An 11,427-nucleotide genomic window follows, 5' to 3' on the forward strand; every position below is an offset into this window, starting at 1 on the left:
TCAGACGTCATGCGTCATGCGTCATCCGTGATGCGTGTTGCGTGTTTCGCCTTTCTCCCCTCTCCCCTGGTGGGCTCCGTCCGAGAGGGGTCGGGGGTGAGGGGGAAGTTGACGCATGACGCATGACGCATGACGCATGACGTCTGCCGTCTTACTCTCCCGCAAACTCCCGGATCGCGTCGCGCACGGCGTCCACGTCGAGCACGCCGTCCTCGCGCAGGCGGTCCAGGAATCGCTCGCGGCGCGCCATCTCGGCGATGGCGACCTCGGCGTCGTAACCGAATCGAGTCGCCAGCACCCCGGTGAGCCGGCCAGGTCGGGAGTCCAGCGGCCCACGGAGGACGTCGCGCTCGGCGATGGTCTCCGGATCCGGCTGCCCATCCTGGTCGTGAATGACCTCGACGCGCACGAGGCGCCGCAGCGTCTCCCCGCTCGGCGCCGTCCCGACGCCCAGCGTCAGCACCAGGTCAATGCCGCACAGCAGGTCGGGTGGGACTTCCAGCGGGAAGGAGGTCAGAGTCCGGAAGGCATCGGCCGCGCTCTCGGCATGGAGCGTGGCGCCTACCCCGTAGCCTGCCCGCACCGCTTCGAACAGCCGCCGCACGCCGGGCCCCCAGAGGTAGGTCGGCAGGTGGGGGCTGATCTCGTTGCAGAGCAGGTAGCTGCGGGCAGGGTCGGCTGAGCCGAGGAAGTCGAAGCGCTCGTACCAGCCACGCAGGTAGATGAGCCGGATGTCGGGCGGGAGGAAGGCGAGCAGCGCCGTCAGCGTGGTCGTCTTGCCCGCCTCAGGCGGCACACCGATCACCAGCACCGTCGCCCGGCGCGCCATCGCCATCCAGAGGAATGCGGCTGTACGCGCATCGAGGCTGCCCCGCGCGATCAACTCCACGATCGAGAGCGGGCTGGGCGGCTCCGAGCGATAGCCCCACCAGCCGAACGGCTCCTCATGGCGCTTCGCCGGGTCCGGAAACCGATATGGCATGCGTCCCTGCTGTCCCGAGAACCAAACCTCAGGGGCGCGTCCTGCGCCTCCTTCTGGATGATAGCGTACGGAATGGAACCGGTGCCGGGCCGCATGGACGGCCCCGGCACCGGCGGGTGTTCCTGTCAGATCCGTGCTACCGGAGCGCTACGCTCGCCGCCACGGCGCGACGAAGCGACCCGGCATCGCGCCGGTGTGCTCGCCGTCCTGCAGCACGCGGGTGCCGTTGACCCACACGTCGCGCACGCCGACCGAGAGCTGGTGCGGCTCCTCGAAGGTCGCCCGGTCCCCGATCGTCTCCGGATCGAACACCACCACGTCGGCGAACATGCCCGCCCGCAGCAGACCGCGGTCCCGCAGGCCGAGCCGATCCGCGACCGACGAGGTCATCTTGCGGATCGCGTCCTCCAGCGGGATGACCTTCTCCTCGCGCACGTACTTGCCCAGCACGCGCGGGTAGGTCCCGTAGGCGCGGGGGTGCGTCGGCCCCTGGATGGTGGCCCAGGCCGGGTCGAGCCCGCCGGCGTCGGTCGAAATCTTGACCCACGGCTGCTTGAGCTGCAGCTTCAGGTTGTCCTCACTCATCTTGAAATAGATGGTGAAGATGCGCTGCCCCTCCGAGGCCAGCAGGTCCATCGCCGCGTCGACCCAATCCTGACCGCGCATCTCCGCGATCTCGGAGAGCCGCTTGCCGACGTACTGCTGGTTCTCCGGCTTGGCGAAGCCGACCGGCATGACGTTCTCCGCGCCGGCCGAGTCGACTTGGGCCTCCCAGCCGCCGGACGGGTTCAACGCCTCGGCCTTGATCTTCGCCCGCATCTCTGGGTCGCGCAGATTCTCGTAGAACTTCCCGCCGGCCGCGGCCCAGGGCGGCAGTACCGACGCCAGGCCGGTGCCGCTGGCGGTGTACGGGTACATGTCGGCCGTCACGTCCAGGCCCTCGGCGCGCGCCGCCTCGATGCGCGCGATGGTGGCCGGCATCAGGTGCCAGTTGTCCCGGCCCGACGCCTTGAGATGGTAGATCTCCACCGGCGCGCCCGAGCGCCGGCCGATCTCCAGCGCCTCCGCCAGCCCATCGAGCAGCCCGGCCGACTCCGAGCGCATATGGGTGATGTAGACGCCGCCGTAGCGCGCGACGACCTTGCAGACCTCCACGATCTCGTCAGTGCTGGCGAAAGTGTCGGGCGGGTAGATCAGCGCGAAGGAGACGCCGAAGGCGCCGTCCTCCATCGCCTCGGCCATCACCCGGCGCATCGTCTCCAGCTCGTCGGCGCTGGCCGGTCCCATGTCCATGCCCTTGGCGTACTGCCACAGGGTGCCGCCGCCCAGGAACGAGCCGACGTTCGGGGAAACCCCACGCTCGGTGAGCGCCTCGAACCAGTGGCGGAAGCGGGTCCAGCCCGGCGCGCGGTCGGCCCAGTCACCGACATCCATGGGGAAGAACGCGTTCGCCAAGGGGTCGATGAAGCGGCCGCCGGCCGGTGCCGGCGTCCAGGCCTCGCCCATGATCTCGGTCGTCACCCCCTGGGTGATCTTGGAGAGACAGCGCCCGTCCGCCATCAGCGGCAGGATCGAGTGGCTCTGGATATCAATGAAGCCGGGGCAGACCACCATGCCGGTGGCGTCGACCACCTCCCGCGCGTTCTCGGCCGGGATCATGCCGGGCGGCGTGATGTCGAGGATGCGATCACCCGAGATCGCCACGTCACCGATGAACCAGGGATTCCCGGAACCATCGACCACCTTGCCGTTGCGGATCAGGACATCGATATCCGCCATGACACCTCCCTGTCCACGAGCCCGCACAAGCGGACCGGCCGCCGCAGCGCGTCCCGCCGCGACGAGCGTCCGACACATTCGTGCACACTCTCTCCGGAGTCATCCAGACCGTCAAGACTCTGTACTCCGCCCCGCGTGCCGGCGGCATACCTCTCCGCACCAAGGCTCGGCTGGGTGCGCAATCGTGCGAGCCATCACTTGACGGATTCGCAATCCCGGTCGTCGCCCCACGGGGTCACATCGCCCCGGATCTGTCGTAGACTAGGATGATCCGATGATGCAATGGGCTCGGATTCGGAGAAGGAGGCACGTCATGGTCGACCCGCACGAGCCGATTCCGGCCCAGACGAGCGAACCACCCGGTCGGCCGCTGGACCGGGACACCATCGAGGGGTTCCCGACGGTCGGCGACGGCAGCGGGCTCAGCCCCGACGAGCGCTTCTACCGCGAGGAGGTCCAACTAGCGCTCCGGAACCGCGGGATGCCGCTCGAAGCCCTTCGGTATCCGATCACGCCGACCGGTCTACACTACCTGGTGATCCACTTCGACATCCCGGAGATCACGCCGGACGACTTCCACCTGACGGTCGGGGGGCTCGTGGCGAACCCGCTGCGCCTGACCCTAGCGGACCTCCAGACCCGCCCGTCGGTCACCTTGGCCGTCACACTGGAGTGTGCCGGGAACGGGCGGGCGTTGCTGGAGCCGCGTCCGGCCAGCCAGCCCTGGCTCGTGGAGGGGGTGAGCACCGTCGAGTGGACCGGTACGCCCCTGCGCGGCCTGCTGGAAGAGGCCGGGCTAGACACCCGCGCCGTGGACATCGTCTTCACCGGGCTCGACTGGGGTGTCCAGGGTGGTATGGTGCAGGCGTACCAGCGCAGCCTCTCCCGCGAGGAGGCGATGCGGGACGATGTGCTGCTGGCCTGGGCGATGAACGGCGAGCCACTGCCGCCGCAGCACGGCTTCCCGCTGCGCCTCGTGGTGCCCGGGTGGTACGGGATGACCAGCGTCAAGTGGCTGACCGACATCACGGCCCTCGCCGAGCCGTTCACCGGCTACCAGATGGTGGGGAGCTACCGCTACTCCCAGAGCGCCGACGACCCCGGTGAACCGGTGACGCGGATGCGGCCCCGCGCGCTGATGGTCCCGCCAGGCATCCCCGACTTCGCGACCCGCACGCGCGTCGTCAAGGCCGGGCGCGTCACCATCCAGGGCCGTGCCTGGGCCGGGCGCGCCGCGATCGAACGGGTCGAGGTCAGCACCGACCAGGGCGCCACCTGGGCCGAGGCGACGCTCGACCCGCCGGTGTCACCGGTCGCGTGGTGTGGCTGGCGCTACGAGTGGGATGCGCGCCCCGGGCGCCACACCCTGGCGGTGCGCGCCACCACGGCCGACGGCGAGACGCAGCCGCTCACGCCGCCCTGGACCTACCAGGGCATGGGCAACAACGTCGTGCAGACAGTCGACGTCATCGTGCTGTAAGCGGACGACAGGCCCGCCGGGGTTTCCGGCGGGCCTGCGCGCGCTTCACGGCGTCGTGACGGCGTAAGAGCTGGAACCGAATCCAGCCGCGTGGCAACCATGCCGCCTCGGGCGAGCCGGTTCAGACGATCTCGCCCCGCCCGGGGCAGCCTACCCCCGCTGGTCGATCGGCACCCAGGGCTGGCTGGTCGGCCCGGTGTAGTCGGCCCGAGGGCGGATGAGCCGGTTGTCGGCGTACTGCTCCAGGATGTGGGCCGTCCAGCCGGAGATGCGGCTGGTGGCGAAGACCGGGGTCATCAGATCCTTTGGGATGCCGAGGTAGTGGTAGACGGTGGCCGCATAGAAGTCCACATTGGGGAACAGCCCCTTCTCCCGCTGCATGATCTCTTCCATGCGGACCGACATCTCATACCACTTCGGCTCGCCCGACCGCTCGGCCAGCCGGCGCGACATCTCGCGCAGCCACTTGGCGCGCGGGTCGCCATGCTTGTAGACGCGGTGGCCGAAGCCCATGATCCGCTCCTTGCGCGCCAGCTTGTCGAGGACGTAGGGCTCGACCCCGTCGAGGTCGCCGATCTCTTGCAACGCCGCCATCACCGCGGCATTGGCTCCGCCGTGGAGCGGCCCCTTCAGCGCCGCCACGGCGGCGGTCACCGCCGCGTGCATGTCGGCCAGCGTCGCGGCCGTGACGCGCGCAGCGAAGGTCGAGGCGTTGAACTCATGGTCCGCGTGGAGCACGAGGATCTTGTTCATCGCATCGACTTCGACCTCGTCGGGCGCGGTGCCCTTGAGCATGAGCAGGAAGGCGTGCGCGGTGTCGGTCGCCTCCGGGGGCGGCACCGGCTCCTGGCCGCGCCGCAGGCGCTCCAGCGCCGCCACGATGGTCGGCACCTGCGCCACCAGGCGGAGCGCCTTTTCGACGCTCACGTCGCGGCTGGTGTCGTTGGGACGTTCCTCATAGAACCCGAGCGCCGAGACGGCGGTGCGCAGCGTGTCCATGGGAACGGCGTCCCGCGGCACGGTGCGGAGCAGCGTCATCAACCCGTCGGGCAGTGGGCGGAGGGCGGAGAGCTGCCTCCGCAGGTCGTCCAGTTCTGCGCGCGTGGGGAGCGTGCCGAAGAACAGGAGGTGCACGACCTCCTCATAGCTGGCGTGCTCCGCGAGGTCGTCGATGTTGATGCCGCGGTAGGTCAACACCCCGTCGATAATGGAGCTCAACTGCGTCGTGCCTGCGACAACGCCTTCCAGTCCTCGAGCGGTCATGACTCAGTCCTCTCTCGCCTTCGCGCAACGCAGCCGGGGTGAGTTTGCCGCAGCGCGCCCCCCGACCGCCTTGATTCTTCCCGTCCGCCTCACTTTCCTTATCGCAGAACGTGCGCCGTGTAAAGCGGCCGGTGCAGCGGTGGCACGCAGGTTGGTGAAAGTTCCGGGGCGTTCGCCGGCCATTGGGGGGCCGGCGTGTGTCGTGCGTTCGGAAAGGAGGAACGACCTGCTGTCCAGGATCCATCGGGCTCCCGCTGTCCGCCCCTCCGCCGACCGCAGGAGGGTGGACCGCACCGAAGGTGCCCACACCGCGATTGTGGCCGGCAGCGCGCTCCTGCTCGTCGTCCAGTTCCTCATGGCGCTCGGCAGCCGGCTCGTCGACGGCCTCTTCGCCCACGTCGGCATGGACTTCCTCACCACCTACACCGCGGCCCAGATCATCGCTGACGGCGACGGCCATCGCCTCTACGACTGGTGGGCGCAGCGGCTCGCTCAATACCCCATCATCGCCGCGCAGAACGTGACCTGGTCCGACCGCATCCTCCAGCCGTATGTGGCCCCACCGGTCCTGGCAATCATCGCCTTCCCACTCCAGTGGTTGCCTGCACCCGGGGCATTCGCCGTCTGGGTCGCCCTGAGCGCGGGAGCGTTCTGGATCGCTGCGCGGCGCCTGGATCGCGCGCTCAACCTTCGCCTGGGCTGGCTCCTGCCGCTCGTGACGTTCAGCTTCTTCCCCGTCTTCTACACCCTGCGGCTCGGCCAGGCCGAGGGGTTGATGTTCCTTGGCGTGGTCGCCTACATCGTGCTCAGCCGACGCGGCGCGGATCTGCCGGCCGGGCTTGCGCTCGGCATTCTCGCGATCAAGCCGCCGCTCCTGGTTGTGCCGATCATCTACCTGGCCACCAAGCAACGCTGGCGCGCGCTGCTCGGTCTGACCATTGCCTGCGTGGGAGCGGCCGGGCTCTCGTTGGCCATCCTCGGCCACGCCGGCGTGGCCGACTATCTCAAGCTGAGCCACGACCTCAGCCAGCCCGCCGGCACCACGGCGACCAACGTCGCGGGGATGATCAACGTCCGCGGCACCGTCGTCCGGCTGCTGCCGGGCGCTTCAGCGCTGGTCCAGGAGATCGCTATTGTCGGCATCTCGCTGACGCTGCTGGGCGTGTCGGTCGCCGTCTGGCGCCGTTCGGCACCGGAGCGGGGGACGCCAGCCGATGAGGCGGACACGGCCTTGATGCTGGTGGCCACGTGCCTGCTCAGCTACCACACGCTTATTCACACCGGCTCGCTCCTGCTGCCGGCAATCGCGCTCCTGTGGCACGCGGTCCACCGTGAGCCAACCTCCGGCGATTGGGATCGTGGCGTGATGGGCTGGATGCTGGCGGCGCTGTGGGTCGCCCCGACCCTGGCCTTCCTTCCGACCGGGACGAGCCAACTGCCCGCGATCGTCATGACGCCCTTCGTGGCGCTGCTCTGGATCTTCTCGGCCGAGTACGTCATCCGCCACACGACGCCGGAGCCCGCGCTCGCCAAGGCGCGAACAGCCCGCGGCTCTCGCCGGTGGTGAGGGCCGTTCCCCTCACCACCACCTGCACGCAGTGCAGCGCGCGAGGAATGATGCAGTGCGGCCGGGGCAGGTCTGACACCCACCCCGGCCGCCGGCTATCCACCATATCGCGCGTCAGGAACGGAATGATCTCGTGCGGCGCGCCGGAATCGTTCTGTCAGGACGCGCAGGACACGCCCGATCTACGCCGCGTACAGTGCCTCGATCACCCGGTCGGGGACGACCGGGCGCCCCTCGGCATCGACACCGGATCCGGCCTCGTCGAGCACGCCCAGCTCTGCCAGCACCAGCGCGCGGTGCTTGCAGTAGGGGCGGAAGGCGCTCCCGCGGCAGGAGCAGAGGAGATCGCCGTCGAGGATCGTCACCTCGTAGGCGGTGTCGGTCTGGCTATGGCTCGTGACCGCCCAAGCACGACGGTCGCCGTTGAGCCGGTAGGCACGCAGCCCTTCCCGCGCCGCCTTCTCCGCCAGCCGCCGCCAGGTCGCGACCGACACCATGGTTTCCAGCATCGTAGTCATCGTCAGTCCCCAGTCCTGGTCGCTTATGTCGAGCCTAAGTATGCCAAATTGGGGGCCGAATTGCCCGTCGTGGCGACGTTTGGTGGCTTGACGGCGTCCCATTCGTACAGTCGACAGAGCGCGATTTTCGAGGGGCACGGTATACTTGCTTCAGTGGGGCAAGGAGGGCCGGATTGCCAAGGTTGGCATAGAAGGTGCGACCGCCTCCCGTGGACGACAGCCCCGCAGCAAATCCCCGCCCGCTCCGAGGCACCATGCGGTGGTCTCGGGTGCATGGGTGCGGACAGCGGGCCGGCCTCGCCCCGTAAACCCGCCGGGAGTGCGGCGCTACAGCGCAGTAGAGGGGAGAAGGCATGCCAGGGGAGTCATACGACGTTGTGCTGCTCGGCGGCGGGACCGGCGGGTACGCGGCCGCATTCCGAGGCGCGCAGCTCGGGCTGAAAGTCGCCGTCGTCGAGAAGGACAAGGTCGGCGGCACCTGCCTGCACCGCGGTTGCATCCCTACCAAGGCCCTGCTCAAGAGCGGCTCCGTCGCGCGGCTCATGCGGGACGGCGCGCAGTACGGCGTCACCGCCACCGGCATCGAGATCGACTACTCGAAGGCCATCGAGCGATCCGGCCGCATCGTCGAGCAGAACTACAAGGGGCTTCAGTTCCTCTTCCGGAAGCACAAGATCGATATCTATGAAGGCGTCGGCCGCCTCAAGAACAACCGCACCGTCATCGTGACCAAGGCGGACGGCAGCACCGAGGAGGTCACCGGCAAGGCGATCATCATCGACACTGGCTCCCGCCCGCGCGCGATCCCTGGCATCGAGTTCGACGGCAAGCGGGTCATCAACAGCGACCACTCCACCTGGTCCCCCGATCTGCCGAAGCGGGTCATCATCCGCGGCGGCGGCGCCACGGGGGTCGAGTTCGCCACGATCTACCGCGACTTCGGCTGCGAAGTCACGCTCGTCGGGCGTGTGGTGCCCAACGAGGACCGCGAGGTCTCGCAGCAGCTCACCCGCTCGTTCACCAAGGCCGGCATCAAGATCATCCCCGACTACCGCCCGACCGCCGAGGACTTCAACATCACCGAAGGCGGTGTTGAGCTGCGCGTGAAGCGGGACGGCAAGGAGGAGCGGATCGAGGCCGACACCCTGCTGGTCGCCATCGGGCGCCAGGGGAACATCGAGGACATCGGCCTGGAAGAGCTGGGCATTAAGACGAAGGACAGCTACATCGTCACCGATGACTTCGGGTTCACCGGAGTCGACGGCGTCTACGCGATCGGCGACGTGATCGGCAAGCAGCTCCTGGCGCACACCGCGATGCACCAGGGGATCATCGTCATGGAGCTGCTGGCGGGCAAGAAGCCGATGCCGCTGGACCTGAAGAAGGTGCCGAGCGTGACCTTCTGCCACCCCGAGATCGGCAGCGTGGGCCTCACCGAGGACGAGGCCAAGGCAGAGGGGCGCACGATCAAGGTGGGCAAGTTCCCGCTGCGCGCGAACGGCAAGGCGCTCATCGAGGATGAAGTCGACGGCTTCGCCAAGGTGATCGCCGATGCCGAGACCGACGAGATTCTGGGCGTGCACCTCATCGGTGGGCACGCCACCGAGTTGATCGGCGAGGCGGCGCTGGCCTCGCTGCTGGAAGCCACCCCATGGGAGATCGGCCTCAGCGTGCACCCGCACCCAACCATCTCCGAGGTTCTGGGTGAGGCGGCGCTCGCTGTGGACGGCATGGCTATCCACATCTGACCGTCGGAGCCAATGCTGGCTCCCCAGCCGAAGGAGGCTGCGTCATGAAGCAGTTCGATTCCGGGGGCGTAGGTATTGAGACCAGGGCAACGGCGCCCAAGGGTCTCACCGAATCGGATCTCGTGCGCATGTACGAGTACATGGTCCTGGCCCGGTCGCTGGACGAGCGCATGTGGCTGCTCAACCGCGCCGGTCAGGCCCCCTTCGTGATCTCGTGCCAGGGACACGAAGCGGCGCAGGTTGGCGCAGCCTTCTCACTCCAACCGGAGAAGGACGTGCTGGTCCCGTACTACCGGGACCTGGGCATGGTCCTGTACTTCGGTTTGACCCCGCGTGAGCTGATGTTGAGCCTGCTGGCCCGCAAGGGTGATCCCACCAGTGCGGGCCGGCAGATGCCGGGGCACTACGGCTCCCGCAAACACAACGTCATCACCGGCTCCAGTCCGGTCGCGACCCAGGTCCTCCACGCGACCGGCATCGCCCTGGCGGCCAAGTACCGTCGCGAAGACACGGTCGCCTGGACCTGTGTCGGCGAGGGCGGCACGAGTCAGGGCGACTTCCACGAGGCGCTCAACTTCGCATCGATCCACCGGCTTCCGGTGGTCTTTTTTGTAGAGAACAACGGTTACGCGATCTCCGTCCCGCAGCGCAAGCAGATGGCGATCGAGAACGTCGCCGACCGCGCCGCGGGCTACGGCATGCCGGGCGTCACCGTGGACGGCGGCGATCCGGTTGCCGTCTACACCGTCGCCAGGGAGGCGGTCGACCGCGCCCGTGCGGGCGGCGGGCCGACGCTGATCGAGGCCAAGGTCCAGCGGCTGACCGCCCACTCCAGCGACGACGACGACCGCACGTACCGCGATCCTGAGGAACTCAAGGCTGAGCGCGCGCAGGACCCGATCGTCCGCTTCCGCGCTGCCCTCATGGAGCAGGGCGTCCTGACCGAAGCGCAGGACGCCGACATTCGTGCCCGGATCAAGGCGCAGATCGACGACGCCACCGAGTTCGCCGAGCAGGCGCCGTATCCCGATCCGGCCGAGCTGATGCTCCACGTCTACGGCAGCTAAGGAGGCGGGCGATGGCCACCAAACTCCTCATTGATGCGATCCGCGACACCCTGTTCGAGGAGATGCGCGGCGACGACCGCATCATCGTGCTGGGCGAGGACGTCGGCAAACGGGGCGGCGTCTTCCGCGTCACCGCCGGACTGATCGATGAGTTCGGCGAGGAACGCGTGATCGACACCCCGCTAGCCGAGTCGTCGATCGTCGGGGTCGCCATCGGCGCGGCCCTGCACGGCCTGTTGCCGGTCGCCGAGATCCAGTTCTTCGACTTCATCCACCCGGCCATGGACCAGATCATGAACGAGGCGGCGAAGATCCGCTACCGCTCCGGGGGCGACTTCGACTGCCCGATCGTAATCCGCACGCCGTACGGCGGCGGGGTCCACGGCGCGCTCTACCACTCGCAGAGCCTTGAGTCGGCCTTCACCCGCGAGCCGGGTCTCAAGGTGGTCGCGCCGGTCAACCCGGCAGACGCCGCCGGGCTGCTGCGCAGCGCCATCCATGACCCGGACCCGGTCCTCTTCCTGGAGCACAAGAAGGCCTACCGCCTGATCCGCGACGAGGTGCCCGAGAACGGGCACACCGTGCCGATCGGTAAGGCAAAGGTAGTGAAGGAAGGCTCCGACGTCACCATCATCTCCTACGGGATGATGCTCTACGAGTCGCTGGCCGCGGCCAACGCGCTCGAAGAGAAGGACGGCAGCAGCGTCGAGGTTATCGACCTGCGCACGCTCCGCCCGCTGGACAAGGAGACGATCCTGGCCTCGGTGGCCAAGACCGGTAAGGTGCTGATCGTCCACGAGGCCAACAAGGTCGGCGGGGTTGGGGCCGAGGTCGCGGCGCTCATCGCCGAGGAAGCCTTCCCCTACCTCGATGGGCCGATCATGCGCGTCGCCGGGCCGGAGGTACCGGCCATGCCCTTCAGCCCACCGCTGGAGCAGGCCTACCTGCCCAACGCGGAGAAGATCGGCGCCGCGCTGGAGCAGCTCGCGGCATTCTGAGGGACCACCCCTCACCCCCCTACCC

The 11,427-nt window shown here is 68.3% G+C and carries 9 protein-coding genes; 5 read left to right on the forward strand and 4 right to left on the reverse strand.

What is annotated here, in order from left to right; all coding sequences use genetic code 11:
- Positions 1–151 precede the first annotated feature (151 nt).
- Positions 152–982: a hypothetical protein gene (locus tag IRZ30_RS12025; RefSeq protein WP_294085431.1), complete on the reverse strand. Its 831-nt coding sequence runs from the start codon at positions 980–982 to the stop codon at positions 152–154.
- Positions 983–1,129: 147 nt separating this feature from the next.
- Complete coding sequence (locus IRZ30_RS12030; RefSeq protein ID WP_294085432.1) at positions 1,130–2,761, reverse strand: amidohydrolase family protein; 1,632 nt, start codon at positions 2,759–2,761, stop codon at positions 1,130–1,132.
- A 313-nt stretch (positions 2,762–3,074) separates the two neighbouring features.
- Between IRZ30_RS12030 and IRZ30_RS12035 the strand changes: the two genes are divergently transcribed.
- Entirely contained in the window at positions 3,075–4,241 is a 1,167-nt protein-coding gene (locus tag IRZ30_RS12035; RefSeq protein ID WP_294085433.1) for a sulfite oxidase, read from the forward strand.
- Positions 4,242–4,391: 150 nt separating this feature from the next.
- Here IRZ30_RS12035 and IRZ30_RS12040 read toward each other — a convergent pair whose 3' ends face one another.
- Positions 4,392–5,504, reverse strand: coding sequence for a citrate/2-methylcitrate synthase (locus IRZ30_RS12040; RefSeq protein ID WP_294085434.1), 1,113 nt, complete (start codon positions 5,502–5,504; stop codon positions 4,392–4,394).
- A 283-nt stretch (positions 5,505–5,787) separates the two neighbouring features.
- Here IRZ30_RS12040 and IRZ30_RS12045 point away from each other — a divergent pair, with 283 nt between their 5' ends.
- Positions 5,788–7,071, forward strand: a complete 1,284-nt coding sequence (locus IRZ30_RS12045; RefSeq protein ID WP_294085435.1) for a glycosyltransferase family 87 protein — start codon at positions 5,788–5,790, stop codon at positions 7,069–7,071.
- Between the two features lie 182 nt (positions 7,072–7,253).
- Here IRZ30_RS12045 and IRZ30_RS12050 read toward each other — a convergent pair whose 3' ends face one another.
- Positions 7,254–7,589: an SWIM zinc finger family protein gene (locus tag IRZ30_RS12050; RefSeq protein WP_294085436.1), complete on the reverse strand. Its 336-nt coding sequence runs from the start codon at positions 7,587–7,589 to the stop codon at positions 7,254–7,256.
- A 353-nt stretch (positions 7,590–7,942) separates the two neighbouring features.
- On the opposite strand from IRZ30_RS12050, the gene lpdA reads away from it, so the two are divergent.
- From lpdA to IRZ30_RS12065, 3 genes are read left to right on the forward strand one after another with little or no spacing between them, the layout of a single operon-like run.
- On the forward strand, positions 7,943–9,337 hold the full coding sequence (lpdA, locus tag IRZ30_RS12055) for a dihydrolipoyl dehydrogenase (RefSeq protein WP_294085437.1): 1,395 nt from the start codon (positions 7,943–7,945) through the stop codon (positions 9,335–9,337).
- 44 nt (positions 9,338–9,381) lie between these two features.
- Positions 9,382–10,404 (forward strand): thiamine pyrophosphate-dependent dehydrogenase E1 component subunit alpha, encoded by a 1,023-nt coding sequence (locus IRZ30_RS12060; RefSeq protein ID WP_294085438.1) that lies wholly within the window; start codon positions 9,382–9,384, stop codon positions 10,402–10,404.
- Positions 10,405–10,415: 11 nt separating this feature from the next.
- Positions 10,416–11,402: an alpha-ketoacid dehydrogenase subunit beta gene (locus IRZ30_RS12065; RefSeq protein ID WP_294085439.1), complete on the forward strand. Its 987-nt coding sequence runs from the start codon at positions 10,416–10,418 to the stop codon at positions 11,400–11,402.
- The last annotated feature ends 25 nt before the right edge of the window (positions 11,403–11,427 follow it).

The sequence above is a fragment of the Sphaerobacter sp. genome (assembly GCF_019683595.1).
GTDB lineage: Bacteria > Chloroflexota > Chloroflexia > Thermomicrobiales > Thermomicrobiaceae > Sphaerobacter.

Coding starts and splice junctions, on each gene's coding strand:
- IRZ30_RS12025 (WP_294085431.1), bottom strand. CDS start 982: ATGCCATATCGGTTTCCGGACCCGGCGAAGCGCCATGAGGAGCCGTTC.
- IRZ30_RS12030 (WP_294085432.1), bottom strand. CDS start 2,761: ATGGCGGATATCGATGTCCTGATCCGCAACGGCAAGGTGGTCGATGGT.
- IRZ30_RS12035 (WP_294085433.1), top strand. CDS start 3,075: ATGGTCGACCCGCACGAGCCGATTCCGGCCCAGACGAGCGAACCACCC.
- IRZ30_RS12040 (WP_294085434.1), bottom strand. CDS start 5,504: ATGACCGCTCGAGGACTGGAAGGCGTTGTCGCAGGCACGACGCAGTTG.
- IRZ30_RS12050 (WP_294085436.1), bottom strand. CDS start 7,589: ATGACTACGATGCTGGAAACCATGGTGTCGGTCGCGACCTGGCGGCGG.
- lpdA (WP_294085437.1), top strand. CDS start 7,943: ATGCCAGGGGAGTCATACGACGTTGTGCTGCTCGGCGGCGGGACCGGC.
- IRZ30_RS12060 (WP_294085438.1), top strand. CDS start 9,382: ATGAAGCAGTTCGATTCCGGGGGCGTAGGTATTGAGACCAGGGCAACG.
- IRZ30_RS12065 (WP_294085439.1), top strand. CDS start 10,416: ATGGCCACCAAACTCCTCATTGATGCGATCCGCGACACCCTGTTCGAG.